This is a genomic window from Paenibacillus sp. ACRSA (genome assembly GCF_022346845.1).
In the GTDB taxonomy this organism is placed as follows: Bacteria; Bacillota; Bacilli; order Paenibacillales; family Paenibacillaceae; genus Paenibacillus.
Window position 1 is genome coordinate 107,468 of sequence record NZ_JAKRNP010000009.1, and the last position, 26,475, is coordinate 133,942.

The window sequence follows — 26,475 nt, forward strand, 5'->3', positions numbered from 1 at the left end:
TTTTTACCGTTTTCTACGGTGGTTTAGCGTATGCTGTGATAAAATGCCTAGTATAAGAACATACGATCTGTTTATTGGAGAGGAGATATCTTGACGATGGAGATGCTTAAACCACCCGCCGAGACATTATATGAAACTGAATTACGTGCACTACGAGAAGAAGATACAGGGAAACGTCCCCCACATTGGTTGTTATCTCCTGTGTACGTCAGAGATTTTATTATTGGTAGGGATAAGCCCGCTATATTGAATGGTGAGGAGGTTCCAATCACACGTAAATTTTACGGTAATGATGTACTAATCGAACGTGCAGTCGTCACACTTGCGGGCAACCGAGGATTGATGTTAGTGGGTGAGCCCGGTACAGCGAAGACCATGCTCAGCGAGTTGCTCTCCGCAGCGATCTCAGGAACGAGCTTGAATACGATTCAGGGCACAGCAGGCACGACAGAAGATATGATTAAGTATTCATGGAATTATGCCATGCTGCTCGATAAAGGTCCTTCAGAAGCTGCTCTTGTACCGTCCCCTCTATATAATGGAATGAAAAAAGGAATCATTACACGTTTCGAAGAGATTACCCGTTGTCCAGCAGAGGCACAAGATAGCTTGATCAGTATTCTCAGTGACAAGGTGATGAGTATCCCCGAACTGGATGGTGGCGTTTTGTTCGCGCAATCCGGATTCAACGTGATTGCTACCGCCAACATACGGGACAAAGGTGTCAATGAGATGAGTGGTGCATTGAAGCGTCGTTTTAATTTTGAAACGATCAAACCAATCAGCAATGTCAAAATGGAAGCCAAAATTATTGAGTCACAGGCTCGGAGCCTATTATTACATAGTGGTATCGATATTGATATCAATACAGATGTGGTTGAACTGTTAGCCACAACCTTTATGGAGCTTCGAACAGGATTAACGCGAGAAGGATTCAAGCTCGATACACCACAAGCGACAATGAGTACGGCTGAGGCTGTATCGGTCTATGTTCAGAGCGCGATGACTTCCTATTATTACGAAGATAAAGATATCGCATTAGATCGGCTTGTTCAGAACATGCTTGGAACGATTGCTAAGGAAAATGAGAAAGATCTTTCGATTCTCAAATCCTATTTCTCTAAGATTGTGAAGGAGCGAGCACGGGAAGAAGGGATCTGGAAGGATTATTATGAGGAGAAAAAATGGATCGGTTAGAAGAAGCTCGGCAGCGAGAGCTTGAACATGTCGAGACGTTATTTGATTCTCAGGTGTACAACCTGAACAATGACACAATCTATTTTCCTATCCGCCATCATAGTCCAGCGTGTTCTTATCATTTGCTACGGTTAATAGAGGAGTACAAGCCCGATACCATCCTCATTGAAGGGCCGGAGAGTGGTAATCCTTATCTGGATGTATTAATTGATGAAGCTACCACTCCACCCATTAGCTTGTATTACACCTATGAGACGGATCAAACGAGAGAAGCTTGTTATTATCCCATGCTGCGATATTCACCCGAATATGTAGCTCTGAAAGAGGCCTCACGGCTTGGCATACCAGCTCAATTCATTGATCTGGATTATCATCATTTCTCGAAGCCGAGAGAGCAAGAGCAACAACACGTATCCGTTCAAGATGAGACATTGCTCGCAGGGTCTGACTTTATTCAACGGTTGTGCCACAAAACGAATTGTCGCAGCTTCGATGAGTTGTGGGAGAAAGTATTTGAGATTGCAGGGCTTGAGAAGACAACACAAGCATTCATCCAGGATGTATTTACCTATTGCACGCTATCTCGTATGTGTTATTCAGACGAGCAACTGCAACGTACAGGGGATCTCGCAAGAGAAACTCATATGAGACAACGTATACAAGAGGCTAAGCTGGTATATGACCGCGTACTGGTCATTACGGGAGGATTCCATACTTATGGGCTTGTTATGCCCGATTTGAATTCAACAAGCTCCGAAAACACTAGTTTATCGCATCCTTCTCAAGAGCCGGAGCTGGAACCCGTACGGAAGCAAATGTATCCGATGGTGTACACATTCGCTGAAGCAGATCGATTAAATGGATATGCAAGCGGGATGCCGTATGTCAATTATTATGAACAGATCTGGAATCACATCCTACGTCATAACCAGTCACCCTATTATGCAACCGCTGTGGAGGTTCTATCTAAACTCACGCGTAAGCTTCGTGAGAATCATGAGTATGTATCTACAAGCGATGCGATTGAAGCTTATAGCATGATTCAGGGACTCGCCTCACTGCGTGGCAAGAGAGAAGGCGGAGTTTACGAGTTAATGGATGGAGCGTTATCCGCCTTTGTAAAAGGTGAGCTTACATTAGCTACAGATAAACCACTGCAAGAGCTTCAGCATGTATTAACCGGAGATGTTATCGGTACAGTCGCACCAAACCGCTATAGTATTCCAATTGTTGAAGACTTCAAGAAGCGCTGCGATGAGGCCAAGCTTCAGCTGCGAACAACAGGTCAACATAAGAAAGTGTTAGACCTGTATGCGAAGCCTGAACATCGCAAGCTCAGTCAATTATTTGAATGTACGACGTATCTTGTTTCGGACTTTGCCAAACGTCAGACAGGCCCGGATTGGATTGCACAGCGTGATATGAATTTAGTTCGGGAGACGTGGGTGTATGCATATTCCTCCAGAGTTGAAGCACGCTTGATCGAAAATTCGCTATATGGTGGAACGATTCAGGAAGCAGCAACTCGGAAGATCGAAGAAGCGATGAACAGCATCCCAGATCATCATAGTGGGGAGCTTGCCAAGGCGATGATGCAAGCCTTGCTGATGGGGCTACAAAGCACCTCGAAACAATTGGTTGAGAGGGTTCGAAGTGCGCTGAGAACGGATGGTAACTTCTTATCCTTGTGTGCCAGTCTTCGAATACTACACCGCATTCATCAGCATCGCAGACTTCTTGGTCTATTTGAAGATCAACAGTTGCCTGATATGGTGCTCGAAGCATATAACAACGCTGTGGACAAGCTACTGCATCTCTCTAGAACAAAACCTGATGAGCATGAAGCAATCATTCAAGGGTTGAAGCTGCTTGCCATGCTGGCAGAATCCTCTGAAGAACGTTATTTAGATGATACATTCAGAATACATTTGAATGAACTATTAACGGATCATCAGCTTCCTGCTCAATTGGAAGGCGTATGTATTGCCATTTCCTCAGGACTTGGTGATCGGCCAAGACAGGAGATCGCAGAACGAGCACGTGGATACATCCATGGGGCTCCGGAACAGATGCGCCAGACTGCACTATATTTGCAAGGTGTATTTGCCGTAGCTCGTGATGCTTTCTTATATGAAGACGAACTGCTGTATGAACTAAATCTTCTTATTGAGCAGCTTCCATTGGATGAATTTATGAGTATGGTACCTGAACTGAGGTTGGCATTCACCTATTTCACACCGATGGAGACGGGTCTCATCGCTGACAGAGTCGCAAGTCTGCACCAGGTTCAATCCGAGGAATTAGGACGAGCACCAGTAGATGAACAGCTACTCCAAGCAGCTAGATCATGGGATGAAGCGATGCGAAAGGAGTTTGACGCATGGAAGCTGACCTGAATAACGAGGTACCGACTAGTGATCATCTAGATAGCGTTAACGATGAATCTACGGAGGTACGGAACACAGCCGAGACCATTAATCGCTGGCGCCTTATTCTCGGTGATTCAGCAGAGGACGGCTTGTCTAACAACGCAGCATTTGATTCCGAGAATTTTCAATATCAAGAAGTTGATGAGATTCTAGGTTATTTATATAACCGTGAGTACGGCGAGGAACAGGGATACCGCAAAACAGGTGGACAAGGCGCTTCGGATCTGACGGTTCCTAAATGGCTTCATAAAGTTCGAGAGCTCTTTCCTAAAACGACAGTGGAGATTTTGGAAAAGCAGGCGCTTGACCGTTATGGCTTAACAGAGCTATTAACCGACAAGAAGCTGTTAGAATCCCTTGAACCAAATATGAATTTGCTCAAGAACATTATGCAGTTTAAAGGTCGTATGAAGGGCGATGTACTCCGGAGTGCCAAAGAGATCGTGCGCACCGTGGTTGAGGAGCTTCGCAGTAAGTTAGAGTCTCAGACCCGAGCCAGTATTCTAGGAAAACGCAGTCGTTACACATCTAGCTCTGTACGCTCTTTGCGTAATCTGAACTTCAAACGAACCATCACCAGGAATTTGAAAAATTATGATAAAAATAAACGAAGATTTGTGATAGATCGTCTCTACTTTGACGGTTCGACGCAGAATCATAACAAGTGGGACATTATCATTGGTGTCGATGAGAGTGGAAGTATGATGGACTCCGTGATCTATAGCTCGGTTATGGCTAGTATTTTCTATCGTCTGAATGCACTTCGCACGAAATTATTTATATTTGATACCCAGGTCGTTGATCTGAGTAATCGACTGGAAGACCCTGTGGACGTTCTCATGAATGTACAGCTAGGTGGGGGAACGCATATCGCCAAAGCGTTAAGGTACGGTGAGACGTTAATCGATAACCCTGGCAAAACGATCTATATTCTCGTCAGTGACCTGGAAGAAGGATTCCACATCAATCATATGTATCAAGCGTGTAAAGATATTATTGATGCGGGCTGCAAATTACTCGTGCTCACCGCACTCGATTTCAACGGAGATTCGGTCTACAACAAACATGCTGCGCAGACACTCACGAATATGGGTGCGCATGTTGCAGCCATCACACCGAATGAACTCGCCGACTGGATTGGCGAGATTATCACATAAGGATGTTTGCAGGATAACATAGAACCACATAACCTTTGTTGTTGGTAAACTTAACCTTAAGGAGGAATAAATATGATTACAGTTGATCGCGGAATTGAAGGTTTAGTTGAAAAGTTTGCAGTGATGTGCTCTCAAGACTATTCACTCAAAACAGACCGTAGTGATGAGATTATTGAATATGTTATGGGGCGTACAGACAAGTTTCCTGAGATGATGGGGAAATCAAGCCATTATGTCTATTATACAATTGATATGTTATCGAAGCTTGGCAAAAAGGATGACGGAGATGTGTTTTACCGTGCAGGAGCTATTGTCATGCATCTGGAATCCAGCTACGCTAAACGCCAATCATGGCGAACAAGTGCATTCGAAATATGTATTAGCGCTGTATTCTCCCCATACGGATTAGCTGGTAGAAGCCAAACCCCTGATCGCATGGATTACTTGCTTAACCGTTTGAAGAAAATCAAGCAATTTGCTGGTGAAGAGGAAATCCAAGAGGAATTGAATGGCAGATTGAAGCGTGCGCAGTGGCTCTTAAATAACAAAGAGAATCAGGGTAACTATCAGGATATCCTTCAAGCGCTGATGTTATTACATCTGTACTCCAAGCTAAGCGACGCTCCCTCGCATGCTGCCCAGGTGCAACAATATAAGCAATCTCTGCCACCACTATTGCAATATGTGATGGAAGATGATTCGGAGAAGCTGCGGGATGAACTACATACATTAATTGAGCCTGCAATCGTGCGTAATATGCAAGGAAAGCATAACAGCTCTGCCAAAGTGCTGAAGGATGAGCCTATTCAGCAAAAGCGCAGTCAGCTTATAGCTGAGCATTATCCGCATACTGAACTCTCTTCCAAAGAACAAGGCTCACATAGTGAGTTTCATCAAACGATGGTACTGCTCAGCAGCGCTGTGCTGTATCTGATTAATATTCATGGAGGCAAACAGCGCTTCCTAGATGCGAAGACGGAGACAGGAGCTGTTTTGCTAGATACCATCCAACGTTTACATGAGGTATACCCCCTCGAAGTTCGCCAGTATTTGCTCGGCTTGGACTCCAGGCCGAAGAATGCAAATGCTCTGCTTGAAGGACTGATCTCCCTGGAGGAGCCTTATCAGTTGATTGAATTGTTACGTGATGAACTCAATGCGTATATGATATCTTGGAATACGCTGCACGCTGCTATTGCGAGTCAACCAGAGCAAGCGGCACGCGCATATGAGATTCTCAAGACTCCTTTTCTCAAAGCCGTTATTCAGAAAATAATGGAAGATAACGGAATTACATTACTTAATCCGGAAGCGACTATGGAGGAAGCTGTGTTCAACGCTCTTCGTCAGCCATTGGATGGAGGAAGACAAGGCCTTGCGATTGCCCGGTATTTAAATGGCGAAACGTCATTAGAAGAATATTGGGAAGATCCAAACAGTCGTGGATTGTTTAATCATCTGAATCGGGATAGAAAGCGAGTTAACAATCTAATCAGCGTTAGCTTTCTGCCACTTGATTCGGAAGCGATGCGCCGGTTCGCTATCTTGACGACTCATCCGGATTGGACGCTGGATATTATCTCGGATATGTATAGCTCTTATGCTTTCAATGGTGAGAAACTACTGCAACGTTATGGACAAGATCCTCAGGTGAAGCGTGAGCAATTACTTACCAGTCTATTCTCGCTTAATGGAATGACGGACTACAGCTACAAATCGATGCCACAGGATGAATATTGTCGCATCATTCAGCAGAATCTGGATTATGCTATTGCACAATATAAGAAACTGCCTACAGACACTCGTATTTTGATACTGGAAATTGCTTTTGAACAACGTGAAGAGCTTCCAAAGCAAAAGCTGGCTGAGGCGATTCGCGTGGGACTACAGGATTCTTCTAAGAAAGCAACGAGCACCGCGTTAGCTGAGTTCAACCGCATACCGGATCAGGAATTATATATGTTGATATATCGCTCAGAGAAAAAAGCAGCAATCAAAGAGATGGCTTTATCTGCAATCCGAACACTAGAGAATAGCAAGTCATTATACGAGGAGCTGTTAAAGAGCGAGAAATCAGCAGACTGGAAAAACCTTATTCAAATCCTGCAAGAAACTGCAGATCAGAGTCCAGAGTTTGCACATGCTGCGCTTGCTGATCAAGCAGATACCAAAAAGCTATCTAGACTCGGCTGGTTGTCGGTGAAGGATTTACCTGCTCTCATTCGCTCTGTGGATAATCAACCGTTAGATGATCGCATCAAGCAGTATGCCCTAGTGCAGTCGCTGGAGCATACATCTGCTCCGAATGAACGACTTAATGAGCTTCGCGAATATATTAGCGAGGAATCGTTGGCACGTTTTGTGAATGAGTTACTCCATGTGTGGATTCAAGATGGCGCTCCTGCCAAGGAGAAATGGGTGATGTACCTTGCAGCACTCTTTGGTGATATTCAAATTGTGAATATATTGGCTTCTCAGATCAAGGATTGGACAGAAAATAGCCGAGGTGCAATTGCAGCAGATGCTGTAAAAGTGCTTGCATACCTTAAAGAGCCTTCTGCTCTAATGGCGATCGACAAAATTAAACGTAGTGTGAAGAATCGTCAGGTTAAAGGTGCAGCAGAGGAAGCGTTGCAGCTCGCAGCAGACAATCTGGGACTCACTTCGGAGCAGCTGGAAGATCGATTGGTTACAACTCTCGGATTCGATGAGAAAGGTACGTTACAGCTAAGTTATGGTGAGCGCTCATTCCTCATCAAGGTGAGCAGTGATCTGCAAGTCGTCGTGCTGAATGAAGAAACAGGCAAATCCGTGAAGAGTCTGCCTGCTCCCGCGCAAAAAGACGATGCTGAGCTCGCCGCTAAATCCAAGGCACGTTTCACACAACTGAAGAAAGAACTCAAATCCATGGTTACTATCCAGGCACAGCGACTTGAAGAGTCATTGTCCAAGCAACGTTTATGGTCTGCAGAGGACTGGAAAGACCTATTCGTTCGCAATGTCATTATGCGTAAATTCGCTGTTGGTCTCATCTGGGGAACGTATGAAGATGGGGAACTGGTAGACACCTTCCGTTACATGGAAGATGGTACGTTTAATACCGTGGACGAGGATGAGTACGAGCTTGCTTCGACTGCACGCGTTGGGCTAGCACATCCACTTGAGCTTGAGCCATCTTCATTAGAAGCTTGGAAGACACAATTAGAGGATTATGAGATCAAGCAACCGTTTGAACAGCTAGAACGTGAGGCACACGTCGTTGAGGATGATGACAAAAATAAAGTTGAATATGAGCACTTGCCAGAGGCCGAATTCTCGCCAACTGCTCTGCCAAAAGCATTGGAGAAATACGGATGGATCAAAGGCCCAGCACAGGACGGTGGCTGGTATCATGAATTTTACAAGGAATATGGAGACCTCGTTGCAGAACTGCAGTTCAGTGGTACTAGCATCACGTATTATGATGGGTTAGAAGAGATTACACTTGAAGGGCTACACTTCTTCAAACCGGAGAATAACAGATCTTATTATTATGGTAATAACAAAGCTATTCCGCTCGGACAAGTATCTGGACGCATATTCAGTGAGACCATCTATGATATTTTGAGAGCAACGGGGCGTTGATCAGGTGAGTTCATTTGAACAGAAGTTTCGGATATTCTCCAATTTATGTACTGAAGATTATTTGATTCGATATGCGAATAAGGGATTATACAAGCGGTCTTTAAAAGAGTTAGACAACGGCGTAACGGTAGACTACACATGGAACGAGACATCCGTCAGTTGTGAGCTAAGTGAAGGCTCCACGTGTACGTTGCAAGATACGCTAGATCAGTGGCAATGTTCATGCCCATCTGAACAGATCTGCAAGCATGTGTTAATTTCAATCCTCTATTATCAGCGGGAGCATGCATCGACAGATATTAAAAATTCGGATGAGCAAGATGAAGCAGATGGCGTAACCGGCGTAAATCAGGCAAATCAACTTGATGAAGTTCATGTAGATCAGGCTTCATCGTCTAAGGTCACAGCATCCCGATTTCGCTGGATGGTTGAATCCAATCTAACAACATTGATTAAATCACTCAGTTCTTCAGTCATTGAAGAAGTGCTGTTCCGATTGAGATATCCTGAAGCCATAAAAGTGTTGGAAGACACGCTTCTTACGGTATATCTTGTGAATCAGGACATCGAAGTTTCGTTCACCGAAGAGCCCAGTCTCGCTAAAGCTCTGTGCAAGGTGAAGCAAACATCTGGAAATATCGCTAAGCTCGAAGCGTTGCTTCGATATCGGATGCAACAAGGGATAGATGATACCGAATCTCTAAATACCAAGGCATTCGATCTGAAGTTCTCACTACAGACGGTTAGGGAATGTCGTGTTATTCTGGCTGAAATGCTCAAGACAGGCTTAGCTCGCCTTCCTGAGTCCTATGTGGCAGCGTTGGAAACGCTAGCGATTACAGCCCATAGTGGTAATTTACCTGATATCGAGCGTAGTTTACGCGGAATTCAGGGGGAGCTGCAGTTGTTCTTTAACCGACATGTACGCTTCTCTATGCCCACATTGCTAAGCCGAGTAAGCAAGCTGTATCTTGCACTTCACGTCCTTGAACAGGAAAAGGCGTCAGCGATTCAACAAAGCCAGCTTATTGGTCGCTTCCGCAGTAAATATTATACGGTGCCCGAGCTGCATTTGTATGGAATCGGAGCAGACGCATGGGAGACACGCTCAGGCTTCCGAGGCATCACGTATTATTTCTATGGGTTAGATGATCAGCAGATCTATACGTATAGCGATGTCAGAGCCACTTATTATGAAGATCAAGAGTTCTCTTATACGGAACATTATGGATCTTACATTCCATGGCTGCCTCAAGTGACATTTCGTCAGTTTGCAGGCGAAGAAGTGCAATTCAGCGCTGTCAAAGTCAATGAAGAACGCAGGCTATCTTCTGGAGAAGGAGCTAAGCTTACGATTCTCCCTCGGACAGAAGTAGAGAATGTGAATTTAGAGTGGTTGGTTCAGGAAGTTTCATCAATTCTAGGTTATGATTCACAGGAAGTTAGCTTGTTCTCGGCTCCTAAAGAGCAACTTGCTATGGTTAAGGTCTCGCGCATTTTGGAGCATCACTTCGAACCAAGCACGCAGGATCTTATGCTTACGATGTTGACAGAAGCAAGTGAAGAGCTCGTGCTGACATTACCTTATGCCTCGGATTGGGAAACGACGATTAAACGGTTGGAATCCGGATATGGTGCGGCAGCCCTAGAGCATTTCTATGCTTTTGTCCGAGTGGAGCAGCAGCAGATTGTCCCTATCAGTTTTCTGAAAGGAAGCACTGTATTCAGTCTTAAGCTGGATCTGGGTTATGGAAGGATGAAGAGACTTGGAAGACTATAATTACCTCATGCAGAGATTCGAGAGTTGGTCGGAAGAGTTGTTATTGCGAGGTTTATCCCAGTTTAGCACGAGAGATCTGGATGTACTGCAACCACTGGTGGAGGAATCATTGCAGTTGCAGATGGTGTTTTTACACGAATTGGTTGACCATGTAATCCAGGAAGGTCGCCGAGTCGCTCTTGGAGAAGGCGATGAAGATGTATTGTTATTTCAGTTTTGTCGTCTGACCCAATATGTACAGCTAAGTAGTAAGCAAGACACCCCGTAACATGGTAGTGAAGCTTATCTGAGCGATATAGAGTTTGGTTCACCCGAGCATGTAGCTATAATTTAATCAATGAATTTCATATGTGAATCAATTGCATAATACCTTTAGCTGCTTCAATCGGGGCTAGATATAGATCAAGACGGTTCAATTTATCTATATCTAGTAGCATACTTTCATGTTTAGTGAGTTATGAAATTGATTCATGTTATAAAAATTTAGAAGATTTGCAGTCGGCTCTTACCTCTGCAAATCTTTTTTTCATCTGTGTAAGTAAAAGTCGTTTTCGCATCGAATATAGTAGGGTCAGCACATATGGATATGATGCCATCTCAACAGGACGGAGAGGAGGGAGTTGGTAGTTGTGAACGAAGAACAGATTAGACATGCAATAGCAAGTGGTGATGCTGATGCGATGGAATGGGTGATGAACCATTACGCCGGTTTGTTATGGAAAGTCGCTCATTCTATTCTCTATCAGGCATCGATCCAAGAGATTGAAGAATGCGTAGCAGATACTTTTTTTACGTTTTGGCAAAATCCAAATGCATTTCAATCCGGTCGAAGTAGTCTCAAGAATTATCTGGCCACGATCGCCAAACATAAAGCTATAGATCGCTATCGAAAGCTAAACCGTAGATCTGAGCTTACATATGAAGATGAGATTCATGCACAGCATGCAGAAGACTTACTTGTTCAGCTCATTAGTAAGGAAAACGATGTGGAACTTAAACAATTAATAGAGTCTTTTCCAGAGCCGGAACGAGAGATCATGAAGCGCCGCTTTTACGATGGACAACGACCCCATGAGATATCGGAGGCATTGTCTCTGCACGTCAGGCAAATTCACAATAAGCTGTATCGCTCCAGACAGCGCTTGAAAACATGGTGGATTAATAGGAAGTAGGGAGGCGACACGATGAAAGAATCCAACCAACCGTTCACGGAACAAAATCTTGCTAATATTAAGCGATTGTTCTATGAAAAAGTAGCGATGAATGAAACCGGAACGGATAAACCATCCGCTGTATCTCATGATTTCCCCACACCTCTAACACAGACCAGACCTCGGAGAAAAAGGGTTCGCAAAGCGATTTCCATCCCTGTTGCTGCTGCGTTTTCCTTATGCCTGGTGACGGGGGCTGCTGCTTCTGTGGGAATCATAGATTTATCTTCAGTTCTACATTTTCTGGGCGAAGATCGTTTAAGTATTTTAAAGCCTGTGCATCAGGTCAGTGAGGATCAGGGGATTCGAATGGAAGTTATTGGTGCAGCTAGGGACGGGGACACCACGGAGATCTATGTTGCGCTTACCGATCTGACAGGGCATCGCATTGACGATACATTGGATATTTATGATTTCAGAGTATCTGGAGGAAGGGCAAATAACGCACAGGTCGTACAATACGATGAATCGAAGCAAACAGCCATTGTTCGCTTTCTCATTCAAGGAAAAGTCAGCGCACAACGAATTACGGTTCGCATTAATACGATGATGTCAGGCGCAGCACGTAATGATGATTATAGTGTGCCTGTGGACTGGGACAAATTACTGCAAGAAAAGAACACCACAAGCTACGATATTCTGGATAGAGGTACTGATTCTATCAGCGGAGTCGGCGGTGAAGCCGGTAATGAGTTGTGGGAGATCGGCAAGATTCCTGTACTCCATCAAGATGTAACCCAGATCCATGTTGAGGGAATGGATTGGATGCATATTTCGAATATTGGCTTTATTGACGATCAGTTACACATTCAGACTAATCCAGATAAGGAGATCGGGGAGTACAATCATGGTCACTTCTACTTTACGAATGAGCAAGGAAAAAAGCTTGATATACCCGAATACTCCATTAGCTACGGGCATTATATGAGGGATGGCGTGGGATATGGAGGAGACTATATTGAGTACGTGTATGATCTATCTGCTCTGTCTAAAGCTGGTCAATTGCATCAGTTAAAGCTTAAGGGGAGCTTCAGCAACATCACAGAAGTCTTGAAAGGAAACTGGACAACTACGTTTGACCTCAAAAAGAATGTTATAGGTAAAGTGGGAACCACCCAGCTTATTGATCCAGACGGTTCACAAGTCCCAATTTCAATTCAACTCTCCACCATTGGCGTTACTCTTACAGGAGAGAAACTCAAGCAAATTCCGTTAGATGATTTGCGTATGGAGATTTATCTAAAGGATGGTTCGCGGCTTACTGCCGTCTCCGGTTTTATTAGCCTGGATCAGGATCTCATTAAGTGGATATCACCCTCAACGATTCCAGTGCACGATGTAAGTTATCTGCTTATCAATGGACAGAAGGTAGCTCTGCAAGATGAATAAAGAATCTTAATGAAGAAGATTGAATAGAAAAGAATGCGTGGACATTATCGCAAGATATTCAAACTTTGTATCCATTTTTTATGTAAACGTGGAAGTAAGTTATGGAAGTGAATTTCATGTCATATCCCTATAGATGACGCATACCATTAGGCGAATGCGGTCATAAGGGAGGAACCAAAATGTCTATAAGCGAGCCGCTACTTGTTCAGATTGTCCATCAACATATCCCGGCTGGTGCATCAGTCGTCACAATTGATAAACCGATGAAGCATCCTGCCATTTATGCTGCTGATCTAACGGGAGATGGCATTCCGGAGATTGCAACAGTCTATCAGTTGAATGGTGAACTATACTTACTTATTCTGAAGTTCTACAACGGGCAATGGATCAAGATGTCGCTTACGAAAGGACTGGGGTATCGGGTTACGTTGCTCACGGCTGCGCCAGTTACATCTACCTCTAGAAATAATCTTATTGTGGGCTGGCAGCTAGGCGCCATCTGGTCGAAGCTGGCTGTATACGATTGGACGGATTCGGGTCTGAAGGATCTAACCCCGGACGATGTTGTATTTAGCCATGCAGAAATTATTGATATGCCTGGACAGCATGGACGAGATGGCAAAGTAGAAATTGCACTATGGATTCATGATACAGGCGAAGCCTACCGGGTAGATATCATTCGCTGGCAAAATGGCAAGTGGGTATCTGCACCGGATGTCTATCCCTACTATTTCCCCAAAGTTGTGCAATATTATGAGAAGCTCACGCAGCACTATCCGGACTATATTTTCTATTGGAGCTACCTCGCAGATGCACAATACAAAGCAGGCATGTTCCCAGCTGCACTAGCTTCTGTTCAGAAGGCATTAAGTTTCCCTGACCCGTATCCATCTAAAGAAGCATTACTTGCGCTTGAGAAAAGCATCAAACAAGCCATGGAGAGTGGTAGCCATGCGCGGGAGGTCACGTGGTTATATCCCGTTTCCGTTCGAACCGTGCAAGGGACTCGGTGGGGGTATATGGATGAACAAGGGCATATTCGACTGGAGCCCGTGCTTGATGATGCTCGTGATTTCCAATCAAACGGTCTTGCCGTTGTCGTACAAAATGGGAAGGCTGGCGTCATTAATTTGAATGGACAATTTGTCGTTCAGCCCCTTTACGATAGTATTAATTCGTATGTGGAAGGTCGAGCCATCGTTATTGATTCCCAAGGATTCAAAATGATTGATGAGCAAGGTCATGTTTTGACCCGACGAGCTTATCCATTTATAGCGAATTTATCTGAGGGAAGAGCTTTATTTTATGATACGGACAGCAGCACAGGTGGGGGAACCAGCCAATATGGTTATCTAGATCATTCAGGTCAAGAGGTCATTAAGGCACAGTTTCAGTCAGCTTACGATTTTCGGCAAGGGAAAGCCGTAGTGCAAATTAAGGATAATGAGTATGCGTTAATTGATCTCAACGGAAATAGACTCGCGACCTATCCTTATCCGTATGTAGGCCCACTAGGAGACGGACTGCTTGCTTTTCAGAAGGAGACCGCAGGTAAATATGGTTACATCGATGAACGTGGCAACATTATCATTCAGCCTCAGTTCAGCACAGCACTTCCATTTCATGATGGTCTTGCTATTGTTAACACCTCAGAGGACTATAAATCAAGTTATGGTGTGATTAATCCGCAAGGACAGTTCGTCATTCAGCCCACTTATAACGATATCCGAGAGCTTGGAGAACAGCGGTTTGCACTTGGTCAAGCGATTGATCCAGAGCAGCCTTACATTGGTTCCTTGTATGCTATTGCAGATGAAGGTGGAAAGTTACTTTCGCCATTCTCGTATCGGGAAGTGGGACAGTTTAAACAGGGATTACTTTCTGCGTCAGATGGCAAACGTACTTATTTACTCGATCGCAGTGGTCAGCCTGCTCCAGGATATCCTCACGTAGAAGGCTCAGGAACATTAGAGGTCGTGGCACCGAATCTGATCAAAGCGTATGTCGATCAACGTCTATCTTATGTAAATCGAAGCGGACAGGTGGTATGGAAACAAAATACGATCGTCCCGCTCCATCCACCGTACCGTGTGCGTGAGGAAAAGTATAAGCCTAACGTAGACTACTTGGTATATTATCCGCAAGTTGAAGGGATGGCAGATCAAGCCGCGCAGCTGGGGGTTAATGCCAAACTAAAAGCTTTATCACAGGTTAAGCCTATTCCTGCAGATCAGAAGTTAGATTATTCCTATACGGGTGACTTTGAGATCAGCTTCTATAAGCAGCAGTTACTTCAATTACAGCTTACAGGGTACAACTATCCGTTTGGTGCAGCACATGGCATGCCTACGATGATTTACGCCATTATTAATCTAACAAATGGGCATATGTATGAGCTCAAAGACTTATTTAAACCAAACAGTGATTATGTTAAGGTTCTAAGTCGAATTGTGGCTGATCAGATTAAGAATGATCCACAATATTCGTATGTGTTTCCAGATACGTATGAGGGGATTAGCCCAGATCAGCCGTTCTTTGTGACAGCAGATGCACTACATCTGTATTTTGCTCCATATGAAATTGCACCTTATGCCGCTGGATTCCCAACCTTCAACATTCCGTTTATCCAGATCAAGGATATCATCAATACGGAGGGCGAGTTCTGGAAAGCTTTTCATATGTGAATCTACATCGACTTATAGGATACACAAATGAGGATATCTAGAGTAGGAGCAAACACCGAATGTCCCATTCGCACAGGCAAGTCGTCCACCCAACGCGTAAACTGAAGTAAGTTCAGTGGAGCGAGGTGAAAATGCATGGCTAAACCAAACACAATACGCGTAAAGGCAGAGCGATATAAAGATCGTCCTGTATGTGTGACCCTCCATAATGGTGAAACGTATATCGGCTACATTAGGGATGTGAAACATGAAGGCGTGGTAATTGCCGGAGGAGGCAAGATATCGAACACGGTGGCATCCAGTGGGAAGCCCCATTCTTCTAAACGCAGCAAGGTTACTCGTGGTAAGGATAAGGCTGTTCGAGCTAACAACCTCCGTAAACGGGTTAACAGCTCACGTAAGTCTTCCAACCATAAGCGCACCACTTCGAATGCGCAGATCTCATCCTTCATGCCGATGATGGGTTCATTATTAGGCGGGCTAGGAGGAGCGACTTCGGCTGGGGGTATGCTGGGTGGAGGTATGCGCCTGTTCGGTATGGTTCAACGTTTCGTACCTGTCGTAAAAATGGGCTACGGCATGATCAAGTCTATTCAGCCATTTATGGGTGCAGTGCAAGGTCTAATGGCTCCTCAGCAGACTAGTCCACCTGAAGCTGAGGCAGAGGAGGAATAATTCAATGTTTAAGCCCCGAGGAAAAGGTAGCCTGAGGGGCTTCTCTTCTTTTCATTTACTTCGAAAACAGATGTGCAAACATTCTGCTATAGCTATATGCAAGTACAAACGGGAGAAAATAAGAGCAGAATGTCCAAAAAATATTCCATCCATTAAAATAAACAACGTGTCCCATGGTCTTCGCGATCCATTCGATTAATGTTAGGGTAAATGCTGCAACAAGGATTGACGGCCAAGGCTTTTTCTTATGTACAAGAATAGCATACATCATTAAACAACCTGCCATCGGATAGATGCCTAAGTCCATCGGAAGAGCAGCATAAGATTCGTTCCTCGTGTTGGGTAGAATGTTCCAGAAAAAATTAAACCCCACGCTGTTAATGCATGCTGAAGTTGCGATCCCGAGCGGATAATATACGAGCAATATTTTTAACTGTCGCCTTAATACCCATCCACCTATAATGACAGGAATAACAAACCCTACGATAAAGTTCCCTAGCATGATATCCCCCCATAATCTATTAATCTTTTCAATGATCGATCTTAAGTGATGATTTCTTAATTTCGCTTCATTTCCTCTAGTAGGCGATCTAACTTATCCGTAAGAAGCTTTAATTTTTTGTCATAGTGTTTATATGTGTAGAAACCAATGATTGCCTTCACTACAAAGAAAAGTACTGCGGCGATTACGATTAAAACATAGTTGTGTGCTAGCTGTTTGAGCCAATCATTGATCGCACTGATGGGGTTCGCCTCCCTTGACAACATGCATGATTTGGTTAAGATGTCCAAAGTTCATTTAAGTCATACATTTTGAAAATACATAGCTTCGATTCGTTTACATGTCCAATCTATACCGTTTGCCGAACAATGACTTACAGGTATAAAATGAGAGTAACAACCAATTTTTCTATGGGAGGTTGAAAATGACGAGCTTGTTTGTAATCGAAGCGAACCGTGTATTGTTGAACCAAGCAGAGGGAGAGCCTAAGCTGATTAAAGGCGGGATCACCAGTGACAGCTTCTCTGTTATACATAGCTTCTATCGCGGATGGATTCCATTTGGCTATCTACGAGATGTCCAGGGCGTGTGGTGGTTTGACGGCCGCAAGACCAAAGTGACTTTAGTAAGTCGGAGTACGGACGAATTCCGGGTACTGGACGATGATTACGGGTTGGATGCCAAGCATGTTTATCTGGAGGATAAGCTAATCCCCAACTCGGATGCGGCAAGCTTCGAATTACTGCCAGGTTCGCCTTATTTCGCGAAGGACAAGCATCGACTGTATGTGAAGAATGGAGATCGTTTTCATACATGGGATGATATTAATGTCGAGACCGCTGTGGCTCAGATGGATTACTGTACCGATAGAGATCATGTGTTTCATCTATACAATTCGTTATCCTACGCTAATAGTAGTAAAGATCAGTTGCTTGGTTGGCTGCAGGAAACTTATCCTCATGTTCAAGGGTGGTGGCAACCCGACTATAACGAATCAGCACATGGAGCAGAGCGGATACAAGGCCAGTGGTATAAGACAGATCAAGCGGTCTTCTACTGTGAGGAATTTGGTGGATCCGGCCGAAAAGAGACTCGGTTAGTATATAATCTGGTACGAGGTGCTGATCCTGCATCGTTTGAAGTGTTCAATGATCAATATGCTCGTGATGCAGCAGGAGTCTATTGTACTTGGAGAAAAGCTACGGGAACTGATCAGCAGACTTTCGAAGCGCTAGGTGGTTTGTTCGGGAGAGATTCGCAGAATATTTTCTATAATGGATATGCTGTTGCAGGAGCCGATCGTGACACATTTCAATGTTTGCTAACGTCGGGGTCATTGGGGCTTTCGAAAGACAACAATCACGTCTACCGTGCACAGTTTGTGCGAACAAGCAGACCGTTTGGTCATCCTGATTATGTACTCGAACAATTACCTGGCGCTGACGCGAAGAGCTTTACGATCTGGTCAGACAACGGAAGCTGGGCAGTTGATCAAGATCATGTATATCAGTGGGGAGATTGGGCTAAGAAGCTTGATCGTGCTAGCTTTACTTATTTGTTCGATCACGGGGTAGAGAGCTGGGCATATGACAAGCATGGGCTATACAATGCTAATGGTCGGCGTACAGTGAAGGGAATCGATGGCCAGACTTTTCAAGCGTTCAATCGTTATTGGGGAAAAGATGAACACAACGTATTTTGCTTCACCACAGGTGGAATACAGCGGGCGGCGGATGCAGCGACGTTTCGAGTGACGGACAAGACTGGGGGAGCGGAGGACGCTAACTTCACCTATGTAATCACAGACGACGGAACAATCCAAAAATCAAAGAAAAAATAGCCTATAATAACACATAACCTTTATAAAAAAGTTGCGAAGCATTGCCCCATTCGATATGATTGTTTAATGCGGTGTTTGGGTGACATTACCTGAGTTAAACCAATAACATATAATGATGAAATGATGATAAAAGATAGTGAGGTCTGAATAATGATTGCAAAAACAGAAGAAGATTTTAATGGTTTGAAGGAAATTGGTAAGATCGTAGCGATGATTCGTGATGAATTAGTACAAAAAACGGTTCCTGGCATCACAACGAAAGAGCTTGATGATCTTGCCGGTGAGCTATTTGAGAAAGAAGGTGCAGTTTCCGCTCCGAAAAGTGAATATGATTTCCCTGGATTTACTTGTATCAGCGTTAATGAAGAAGTCGCCCATGGTATTCCTGGAGAACGTGTAATTCAAGAAGGAGATCTCGTCAATATTGACGTATCTGGATCTAAGAATGGTTATTTTGCAGATACAGGGATTTCTTTTGTCGTAGGCGAGGGTGAAGAAGTACTGACTAAGATCTGTGAAGTGGCTAAATTGGCATTTGAAGCTGGGCTTAAAAAAGCAAAACCAGGTTCCAAAAAAAGCGGGATCGGCAAAGCTGTATTCCAAACTGCCAGACAAAATGAACTAACGGTTATTAAGAACCTCACTGGACATGGTATCGGACGTACAATACATGAAGCTCCTGACCATATTTATAACTATAATGATACTTCGGATGATGAGTTGTTAAAAGAAGGTATGGTTATCGCATTTGAACCATTTGTCTCTACCTTGGAAGAAGAAGTATTCCAAAAGAAAGATGGGTGGACGTTTGCAACAGAGAAAAGTTATGTCGCCCAAATGGAGCATACCATTATCCTTACGAAGCAAGGACCCATTATCATCACACTTTAATGTCTTTAATAGCATAATGTTGTTTGATGTGTAAAGTAGAGTCGATTCCAGCTCAGGAATCGGCTTTTTGCTGTCTGATTAGTGATACGGATCGCGCTTTGTAACGTACGTGAATATTCCAGTGTATATTAGGAAAACTCATAGCATTAGGGCTTACGCGTTATTCTTTACTTTTAGAGTTGATTATTTATTAGTTGCCCAATAGAATCGATAATAGTTGTTTTGTATTAGCATCTAGTCAGAATTCGGGAGGTTTATGTTATGCACATTTTAATTCTAGGAGCTACTGGACGAGTAGGAAGCCATATCGTTGAACTAGCGCTCAAGGATGGACACCATGTCACTGCATTGGTTCGTAATCCAGATAAGTTGCAAGTTGAAGATCGTAATCTAGCTATTGTTCCAGGTAATGCATTGAATCAAGAGGAGCTTGCGCATGCTATGAAAGGTACAGATGTTGTGATTAGTGCATTGAACACAGATGGAACAACAACGCTGTCTGAGAGTATGCCATTGCTCATTGAAGGTATGCACAACGAAGGTGTACAACGAATCATAACGATTGGAACCGCCGGCATTCTGCAAAGTAGGATCTCTCCGGAGCTTCTCCGTTATCAGTCTAGTGAATCTAAACGGAAGTCAACTCGTGCAGCAGAAGAACATCATCGTGTATATACGTTGCTCCAACAATCTGCGCTGGACTGGACGATCGTATGTCCTACGTATTTGCCAGACGGAGAACGTATTGGCACGTACCGGGTAGAGCGCGATGTGTTACCTGAAGGAGGCGTTGAAATATCTGTTATGGATACAGCAGAATTCGCTTACAAGCAGATCAAAGATCAAACTTATATTAAGTCTCGTGTGGGTATTTCTTATTAATTGATGCTTATAGATTGCTTTAAATAATAATGAATTGTGATTGTAATTGTGGGGGAAAGAATGATGAAAAGTATAGAACGCAGGAGAATAAAACTTGGAGATGTATATGCCATCGATATACCTAACGGTAAAGTTGCTTTTGGTAGAAGGTTCAAGGATGCATGTATAGCTATTTATAGTTACATTGGGAGTTCGTATGATGACACCCCCCAGGAAGAGGATTATCAGTTTGTAGTAGGGGTGTACGATGATGTGTTAAAGTCAGGACAGTGGCCTGTCGTTGATCACCGTCCATTTACAAACGAAGAAGAAGCTTGGCCACCACCTATGTGTGTCATTGACCGATTGTCAGGTGAATATTCGTTGTATCATAAGGGGGAAATGCGACATTCCAGTCAGCAGGAATGTGAGGGTCTAGAAATCGCCGCTGTCTGGGAAGCGCATCACATTGTAGATAGAATAACAGGTAATGATATGTGGCATAAAAATCCTTTAAATTAAGATAGTTACGTAGAAGTAGTATTGGTATATAAGAAAGTTGAGAAAGTTGAATAATTACGTATAACATAAGGTGAAATAGAAGAAAGTATATGTATGGAATACAGTTAGCATATTTAACCATATAAAATGAGAGGAATTACCGGGGTAATACATACCGGTAGACACATTTATCCATATATTACGACTGTAATTGCGGATTAATGGAGTAAAGAACTGATTATGGATTGATAATATCGATAAGATCGTTAAGGAATTACAATAAAATACATTGAAAAGTATTGACCGGTCTAAAAACGGATTAGTAAACTATAGCAAGTTGAGATGATTGGATAAGTGCGTAACAAATTGAGATGAACTTGTGAAATGATGTATGGGGAATTGAGTTGATGATGATAAGGAAATGTATGTATGAATTAATGAATTAATAATCAGAAGGCACACAGTAAGTCTAAGAAATAAGAATAACTACTAAGATTAAAATAAAGCTCTAAAGCTCATTTTCATTTTATTTAATAACTGTTTCACAAAACTCGTATTTTGTACATATGTACACAATTCCTTTTGTCAGCACTCCAGTTTGCCGGCGACTCTGCGAATAAACTCCCTGCGTGAAATTGATTTTTTCCTTGCCAGTTTGCCGGCGACTCTGCGAATAAACTCCCTGCGTGAAATTGATTTTTTCCTTGAGAGCACCTGTAACCTCAATGCTTCATAATCATCCATGCTATTCATTTTCACTGTATTGCCGAATTTAAGATTTCCCCATTCCGATCTTATATCTTCTGTGCTATCCACGATTTCATCGTTGTTTGTGCGGACTGTAAGCATATAATCAAAAATATCATCACTTGTGATTATCCTGCTTCCATTGGGAATTCGATGTTTAAATCCCTCGTCGTCAAGTCCAAGTTCAAATTTACAATGTTCTACATATGAACTGAACAATTCACTTGAATTGAATGGTGCAATACGATTTAGTTCCAATTTATTCGCTATTAGATTTAGAAGTGTGCTTTTCCCCGAGCCGTTTCCTCCATATAAAATTGTGATTTTTGAAAAGCTCAATTCGGAAAACCGATTTTTTGAGAAAATGCCACATGGGTAAGTTTCGTCGACATATCCAAAGCTACCGCCATTGTATGCCATTCTTTGTTCTATCAATGAGGATTCTTCATCTATAGGCAGTATGAATTTATCTAAATACATTTTCATTCCTCCGTAATTGATCTAACCTGCTCTTATGTTTTCTCTTCCGTTTCAATTTGAAGTTTTCAACTAGTAAACCTCCTCGATAATGTGGGAGCTTCCTCTTCTAAAAGCATTGATTGCTCAATCCCCTTCCATTCATAGTCGATGTAGGTATTATAGCAGAAGAAATCTACTTATCTTATCTTGGTTGTGCTAATCTGCCTTTAGCTTAATGAATTAACGGTAACGGGTATGTAACGATTAGATATACACCTAATCGGACTATGTTCTTGTCCCTAGACACTCCTCTTTCCCTCTGACCGAACATTTTTTTAAGGCAATAGATCGATCAGTTGTCCACGCAAGTCTTGGTTTCTATACCTCAATAGGATTAAACAAACTGGTTGCGTCAATTACAAGATCCATTTTAGAAGACCAACGTCTACGTCTACATATAGTCCCCTTGCCGACATCCTGTAAGGTAAAGCTTTGTATTTTATATAAATCAAGTATACCAATCCATCAGTAAATACGATACTATTGCGTTCTGTAAATGTTTTTGCTATGATCTTTTTACGGAACTGCTTAGTTCTATATATTAAATTTGGAGGAATAAGATATGACTTCACAAAGAGTATTAATTATTGGTGCTTCTGGCAAAGTAGGTTCAAAAGTTGTTCAAGAGTTTGATAAAAACAGTGAGGGCGTCACCGTCCGCTTGGCGACAAGTCGTCGAGAAACCGCCGAAAAATGGGAAGCAGAGGGCCGTGAAGCTGTTGTACTTGACCTTAATGAGAAGAGAACCTTTCCTACAGCACTAGCGGGCGTAGACCGGGTATTTTTACTAACTGGATATACGGCTGATATGCTAACACAAAGTAAACATTTAGTTGATGCTGCAGTCGATGCTGGTGTCAGTCACATCGTTCATCTGGGTGTCTTTACCTCGCGCCGTGACCTTATCCCGCATTTTATCTGGCATGACTTTATCGAAACGTATATTGAAGCTAGTGGAATTAGCTGGACGCATCTGCATCCCAACGTCATCACTGATAGCATCTTCACACATACTTCGTTAAAGGAAACGGGTTCGTTTTCAGTATTATGGAATGATGCACAGCAAGGCTGGGTATTCGCAGAAGATATAGCTGCTGTAGCGGCTGCGGTATTGCGAGAGGGTCCAGAGAAACATGGGAGCGCCAATTACTATCTGAGCACGGAAGTGTTGACAGGTCCAGAAGTTGCTGACATTCTATCTGAGACTTCAGGAAAACAAATCAATTGTATTACACTCAATCCTTCAGCGTTGGAAGAGCACCTTTCTCAAATAACTGATACTGGCGAACTTGCGTACACGGAAAGTGCCGTCATCACAATGAAACTAGGCTCGACTGGTCAAATGACTGCCCAGACCGTTGTTCGCGACGACGTCTTCACAGTTTTAGGTCGCCCTGGGTTGACTATGGCGGAATGGGCGCGTCAGAACTTAATTTGAAGATTTGCCAAAAGGAAGATGAGAAGTTGATCCAGTACTGCCTTGGGGAAAAAGTAAAAATTTCTTCAGTATATCTACCTAAGGATGTGGCTCTGTAGTTCACATTGTTTGCATGAAGTCTTGTTCGAAACTTGATTGTATATTATAGATCTTATTAATAATTTTGTTTTTTTAAATTCCAATGAAGCAAAGAAGCCGAGCACATAACATATGTGCTCGGCTTCTTTGCTTCATAATTTACACTTGTTTTAATACGATAGGCATCATCAGCTTATCAACAATTCTTTCTATATATTGTTTATTATTAGACTGATTTCTGGCGTAAATAGTATTATACATTACTAACGCAGGACCAATATCTGCAATTAGCTCTACATCGTCGTCAGTAAGTTGATATTCAGTAACATGTGGTTGAAGAATGGATGTAATCACAGTTCTGTAACTCCAGTAAAAAGCATCACGCATACCTTGATCTAATTGTTCATTTAGCGCGTTACAAATTGCATTCATTGCTTTTTGATATTTTTTATTATCTTGCATAAATAGAAGCGATAGCAAATCTATCAACTGTCCACGCAAGTCTTGATTTCTATTCAACCCATTTATTGATATCTCAATTGGATTGGCCAACATGGCAGCCTCAATGACAAGTTCCATTTTAGAAGACCATCGTCTGTATATTGTCCCCTTGCCGACCTTCGCTTGAACAGCAACTGCTTCTATGGTTAATGAGTCATAACCTTTTTCAGCTAACAATTCTAAGGTTGTCTCAAGAATGACCTTATTGCGTGACAGATCTAGAGGACGCCCTCTTTTTTCTTCTGTTGTGTCCTCTTTTTTATTATCATGTGACATAAAACCTTGCCACCTTTCCTATAGGGTAAAGCTCTGTGCTTATAATAATTTTAGTATACCATTTCGTTACTAAATTAGTTACTACTGCGTCCTGTAAGCTTATGTTTTATTTGCACATTTTTTTTGAAACTAAGTAGTTCTATATACAGAATCGACCTTAAGAATAATACTTATGTAGCATTGCGCTCATTGACTTATACGTTTTGTATTCAATTGATTACTCATGTTATATAGATTCTATATATTTACATATAATGTTTTCTAGTGGACTGCTCACACGCATTCTCTACAACATTGATCTAGCCCGGATATTTTAAAAACACTTAATACTATAAACTAACTTTGTTTCGGATTTATGAAGCGCTTAAAGGCGTCCTTATATATGGCGGGTATTTAGGTCAACTTGTTTGCTCTTTGTAGCAATGTAAATTCCTTTTTCCCCTCTGCAATTCTTGTCCATTCCGGCAATCGGGACAAGAACTTGTACCGATAAAATAAAAAATCCGGGAGAATAGCGACTTCAATGAGACCATGTTCTTGTCCCTCGACAAGTTTTACGAATTCTCTTCTCTTATCAAGTAATGTAACCGCTATAAAATAGCTCGGTTGAGCCATTTCGCTCTATCCCCTATTTCAATTAGTATAGATCTACCAACATTATAAATAGAAATACGAGGAGACGGGTATGAGCAATTCAAACACATTCAATCCATTTCGCAGACTACATTTTTATGCGGCATGGCTAATCACCCCCCTATTGATTACGCTAAGCTTGTCAGGTATTGGCTTCCTGTTTTATAGCAATGTGGAGAATAACCTTTATGAGGAGCCCTTCTTCGGGGTGAGTACAGTAACTACCAGACAAAACCTAGACGAGGCGGTTCAACAGATCAGTTCCAACTACGCTGGATACAACATTGGGAAGATTAGCATAATGGATGAACCCTACAACAATAGAGTAACCGTTAGTAATGCCGAGGGTGAATCACTCTACATTTTCCTGGATCATAATAACCAGATTGTTGCTGAGCAAAATGCAAAATACACATACTCCAATTTGATGAGAAATTTTCATAGCTCCTTACTGACCGGGAGCACGTTCATCCGTTACCTTGTTGAATTAACTGCTTGCTGGGCGATATTTTTGATTGTCTCTGGTGCGTACATGACATTCAAGAAAAGACTACTCACCAAAAAAAATAATCAGGTAAAACATCCATTCCGATTCCAGAAAATTCATGCAATCCTTGGTCTAGTTACTGCCATTCCATTGATCATTATAGTAGTAACAGGTATCCCCTGGTCTGTATTCACAGGTAGCTATATTAGCTCATACGCGCAAGAGCATCCAGAACTAGGCAGAACCGAGCTGAAGTACAATCCGCCACAATCGGACGTTAATGAGATTCCATGGGCGACTCGAAGTCAGAATCAACCAACCTCAGCACATGTGGGACACGGTGATCATCATACAACTGCTCCTGCGTTAGTGAATACTCCTAATCAGCAAAGCCTTACATCGATTGTTCAGAATGCTCAGAGAGAAAATATAACGAGGCCATTCTCTATCGTATATCCTTCCAACGAACAAGGTGTATTCACCGTAACTAAAGGAAGCAATACCGGGGTTACTGGACTTGATGTAAGCCCGTATGAAGAAACAACAGCTTATTTCGATCAGTACTCCGGCAGTCTGATTGCCAGAATTAATTTCGAAGATTACGGTATTATCGGAAAATGGTTCACTTGGGGTATCCCTCTTCATGAAGGACATTTGTTTGGCGTAGCAAACCAAATCCTTAATTTGTTGGTATGTCTTGCCTTTCTTGCTGCAATTGTAATGGGATTCCTCTCATGGATGAGAAGAATGAAGCCGGGTGATTATAAAGCTCCACAACGGATCAATAAGCCTTGGTCCATAGGTGCAGTACTCGCGCTATTGATTTTAGGCATATTGATGCCGCTTTTCGGTATATCTGTACTAGTTATTTTTATTATTGAACTCTTTGTTTATTTCTTCACTCGGAACCGTGCAAGAACCGCGTAATACGATTATAATGCAGATTATCTACCACAATCTCCATGTTCCAATAAATCTTTTCACTACCCTTTAAGTAGCTAAAGCAAACACCGTTCTGTAGACCTCTAATTAGACTAGCAGAACGGTATTTGCTT

The 26,475-nt window shown here is 42.7% G+C and carries 20 protein-coding genes; 16 read left to right on the forward strand and 4 right to left on the reverse strand.

Translation table 11 applies throughout. The features are described from left to right. Positions 1 to 96: 96 nt before the first annotated feature. The 10 genes from MH215_RS22280 to MH215_RS22325 all read left to right on the forward strand — a co-directional run bounded on the left by MH215_RS22280 (position 97) and on the right by MH215_RS22325 (position 16,146). A complete protein-coding gene (locus tag MH215_RS22280) occupies positions 97 to 1,197 on the forward strand; it encodes an ATP-binding protein (RefSeq protein WP_239293366.1) in 1,101 nt (366 codons plus the stop codon). Next, positions 1,185 to 3,593 carry a DUF5682 family protein gene (locus tag MH215_RS22285; protein ID WP_239293367.1) on the forward strand — a complete coding sequence of 803 codons (2,409 nt, stop codon included), beginning with the start codon at positions 1,185 to 1,187 and terminating at the stop codon, positions 3,591 to 3,593. Before MH215_RS22280 ends, MH215_RS22285 begins: the two co-directional genes overlap by 13 nt. Next, entirely contained in the window at positions 3,578 to 4,783 is a 1,206-nt protein-coding gene (locus MH215_RS22290) for a VWA domain-containing protein (RefSeq protein WP_239293368.1), read from the forward strand. Before MH215_RS22285 ends, MH215_RS22290 begins: the two co-directional genes overlap by 16 nt. Positions 4,784 to 4,855: 72 nt before the next feature. Continuing rightward, positions 4,856 to 8,407 carry a DUF4132 domain-containing protein gene (locus MH215_RS22295; RefSeq protein ID WP_239293369.1) on the forward strand — a complete coding sequence of 1,184 codons (3,552 nt, stop codon included), beginning with the start codon at positions 4,856 to 4,858 and terminating at the stop codon, positions 8,405 to 8,407. 4 nt (positions 8,408 to 8,411) lie between these two features. Then, entirely contained in the window at positions 8,412 to 10,187 is a 1,776-nt protein-coding gene (locus tag MH215_RS22300) for a hypothetical protein (protein ID WP_239293370.1), read from the forward strand. Beyond that, positions 10,174 to 10,455 carry a hypothetical protein gene (locus MH215_RS22305; RefSeq protein ID WP_239293371.1) on the forward strand — a complete coding sequence of 94 codons (282 nt, stop codon included), beginning with the start codon at positions 10,174 to 10,176 and terminating at the stop codon, positions 10,453 to 10,455. The genes MH215_RS22300 and MH215_RS22305 overlap by 14 nt, the downstream gene beginning before the upstream one ends. Positions 10,456 to 10,816: 361 nt before the next feature. Further along, on the forward strand, positions 10,817 to 11,359 hold the full coding sequence (locus tag MH215_RS22310) for a sigma-70 family RNA polymerase sigma factor (protein WP_239293372.1): 543 nt from the start codon (positions 10,817 to 10,819) through the stop codon (positions 11,357 to 11,359). A 12-nt stretch (positions 11,360 to 11,371) separates the two neighbouring features. Continuing rightward, positions 11,372 to 12,787, forward strand: a complete 1,416-nt coding sequence (locus MH215_RS22315) for a hypothetical protein (protein ID WP_239293373.1) — start codon at positions 11,372 to 11,374, stop codon at positions 12,785 to 12,787. Positions 12,788 to 12,966: 179 nt separating this feature from the next. Continuing rightward, positions 12,967 to 15,471, forward strand: coding sequence for a WG repeat-containing protein (locus MH215_RS22320; RefSeq protein WP_239293374.1), 2,505 nt, complete (start codon positions 12,967 to 12,969; stop codon positions 15,469 to 15,471). Between the two features lie 135 nt (positions 15,472 to 15,606). After that, positions 15,607 to 16,146 (forward strand): hypothetical protein, encoded by a 540-nt coding sequence (locus MH215_RS22325; RefSeq protein WP_239293375.1) that lies wholly within the window; start codon positions 15,607 to 15,609, stop codon positions 16,144 to 16,146. Between the two features lie 55 nt (positions 16,147 to 16,201). On the opposite strand, the gene MH215_RS22330 is transcribed toward MH215_RS22325, so the two are convergent. Beyond that, on the reverse strand, positions 16,202 to 16,648 hold the full coding sequence (locus MH215_RS22330) for a CBO0543 family protein (RefSeq protein ID WP_239293376.1): 447 nt from the start codon (positions 16,646 to 16,648) through the stop codon (positions 16,202 to 16,204). 424 nt (positions 16,649 to 17,072) lie between these two features. Here MH215_RS22330 and MH215_RS22335 point away from each other — a divergent pair, with 424 nt between their 5' ends. The 4 genes from MH215_RS22335 to MH215_RS22350 all read left to right on the forward strand — a co-directional run bounded on the left by MH215_RS22335 (position 17,073) and on the right by MH215_RS22350 (position 20,762). Then, a complete protein-coding gene (locus MH215_RS22335; protein ID WP_239293377.1) occupies positions 17,073 to 18,488 on the forward strand; it encodes a DKNYY domain-containing protein in 1,416 nt (471 codons plus the stop codon). A gap of 150 nt (positions 18,489 to 18,638) precedes the next feature. Further along, positions 18,639 to 19,379, forward strand: coding sequence for a type I methionyl aminopeptidase (gene map / locus MH215_RS22340; RefSeq protein ID WP_239293378.1), 741 nt, complete (start codon positions 18,639 to 18,641; stop codon positions 19,377 to 19,379). Between the two features lie 243 nt (positions 19,380 to 19,622). Further along, a complete protein-coding gene (locus MH215_RS22345; protein ID WP_343224609.1) occupies positions 19,623 to 20,261 on the forward strand; it encodes an NAD(P)-dependent oxidoreductase in 639 nt (212 codons plus the stop codon). Between the two features lie 60 nt (positions 20,262 to 20,321). Then, on the forward strand, positions 20,322 to 20,762 hold the full coding sequence (locus MH215_RS22350; protein ID WP_239293380.1) for an Imm26 family immunity protein: 441 nt from the start codon (positions 20,322 to 20,324) through the stop codon (positions 20,760 to 20,762). A 564-nt stretch (positions 20,763 to 21,326) separates the two neighbouring features. On the opposite strand, the gene MH215_RS22355 is transcribed toward MH215_RS22350, so the two are convergent. Continuing rightward, a complete protein-coding gene (locus MH215_RS22355) occupies positions 21,327 to 21,968 on the reverse strand; it encodes an ATP-binding cassette domain-containing protein (protein ID WP_239293381.1) in 642 nt (213 codons plus the stop codon). Between the two features lie 601 nt (positions 21,969 to 22,569). On the opposite strand from MH215_RS22355, the gene MH215_RS22360 reads away from it, so the two are divergent. Then, positions 22,570 to 23,445, forward strand: coding sequence for an SDR family oxidoreductase (locus MH215_RS22360; RefSeq protein WP_239293382.1), 876 nt, complete (start codon positions 22,570 to 22,572; stop codon positions 23,443 to 23,445). A 237-nt stretch (positions 23,446 to 23,682) separates the two neighbouring features. On the opposite strand, the gene MH215_RS22365 is transcribed toward MH215_RS22360, so the two are convergent. Continuing rightward, positions 23,683 to 24,300: a TetR/AcrR family transcriptional regulator gene (locus MH215_RS22365; protein ID WP_239293383.1), complete on the reverse strand. Its 618-nt coding sequence runs from the start codon at positions 24,298 to 24,300 to the stop codon at positions 23,683 to 23,685. Positions 24,301 to 24,693: 393 nt separating this feature from the next. Then, positions 24,694 to 24,915 carry a hypothetical protein gene (locus MH215_RS22370; RefSeq protein ID WP_239293384.1) on the reverse strand — a complete coding sequence of 74 codons (222 nt, stop codon included), beginning with the start codon at positions 24,913 to 24,915 and terminating at the stop codon, positions 24,694 to 24,696. 70 nt (positions 24,916 to 24,985) lie between these two features. Here MH215_RS22370 and MH215_RS22375 point away from each other — a divergent pair, with 70 nt between their 5' ends. Next, the gene (locus MH215_RS22375) at positions 24,986 to 26,347 is read left to right on the forward strand and encodes a PepSY-associated TM helix domain-containing protein (protein ID WP_239293385.1); all 1,362 of its coding nucleotides are present in this window, start codon (positions 24,986 to 24,988) and stop codon (positions 26,345 to 26,347) included. Positions 26,348 to 26,475 lie beyond the last annotated feature (128 nt).

What these genes read in the sequence shown, in the direction of transcription:
- MH215_RS22280 (WP_239293366.1), top strand. Translation starts at nt 97, where the DNA reads ATGGAGATGCTTAAACCACCCGCCGAGACATTATATGAAACTGAATTA.
- MH215_RS22285 (WP_239293367.1), top strand. Translation starts at nt 1,185, where the DNA reads ATGGATCGGTTAGAAGAAGCTCGGCAGCGAGAGCTTGAACATGTCGAG.
- MH215_RS22290 (WP_239293368.1), top strand. Translation starts at nt 3,578, where the DNA reads ATGGAAGCTGACCTGAATAACGAGGTACCGACTAGTGATCATCTAGAT.
- MH215_RS22295 (WP_239293369.1), top strand. Translation starts at nt 4,856, where the DNA reads ATGATTACAGTTGATCGCGGAATTGAAGGTTTAGTTGAAAAGTTTGCA.
- MH215_RS22315 (WP_239293373.1), top strand. Translation starts at nt 11,372, where the DNA reads ATGAAAGAATCCAACCAACCGTTCACGGAACAAAATCTTGCTAATATT.
- MH215_RS22320 (WP_239293374.1), top strand. Translation starts at nt 12,967, where the DNA reads ATGTCTATAAGCGAGCCGCTACTTGTTCAGATTGTCCATCAACATATC.
- MH215_RS22325 (WP_239293375.1), top strand. Translation starts at nt 15,607, where the DNA reads ATGGCTAAACCAAACACAATACGCGTAAAGGCAGAGCGATATAAAGAT.
- MH215_RS22330 (WP_239293376.1), bottom strand. Translation starts at nt 16,648, where the DNA reads ATGCTAGGGAACTTTATCGTAGGGTTTGTTATTCCTGTCATTATAGGT.
- MH215_RS22335 (WP_239293377.1), top strand. Translation starts at nt 17,073, where the DNA reads ATGACGAGCTTGTTTGTAATCGAAGCGAACCGTGTATTGTTGAACCAA.
- map (WP_239293378.1), top strand. Translation starts at nt 18,639, where the DNA reads ATGATTGCAAAAACAGAAGAAGATTTTAATGGTTTGAAGGAAATTGGT.
- MH215_RS22350 (WP_239293380.1), top strand. Translation starts at nt 20,322, where the DNA reads ATGATGAAAAGTATAGAACGCAGGAGAATAAAACTTGGAGATGTATAT.
- MH215_RS22355 (WP_239293381.1), bottom strand. Translation starts at nt 21,968, where the DNA reads ATGTATTTAGATAAATTCATACTGCCTATAGATGAAGAATCCTCATTG.
- MH215_RS22360 (WP_239293382.1), top strand. Translation starts at nt 22,570, where the DNA reads ATGACTTCACAAAGAGTATTAATTATTGGTGCTTCTGGCAAAGTAGGT.
- MH215_RS22365 (WP_239293383.1), bottom strand. Translation starts at nt 24,300, where the DNA reads ATGTCACATGATAATAAAAAAGAGGACACAACAGAAGAAAAAAGAGGG.
- MH215_RS22370 (WP_239293384.1), bottom strand. Translation starts at nt 24,915, where the DNA reads ATGGCTCAACCGAGCTATTTTATAGCGGTTACATTACTTGATAAGAGA.
- MH215_RS22375 (WP_239293385.1), top strand. Translation starts at nt 24,986, where the DNA reads ATGAGCAATTCAAACACATTCAATCCATTTCGCAGACTACATTTTTAT.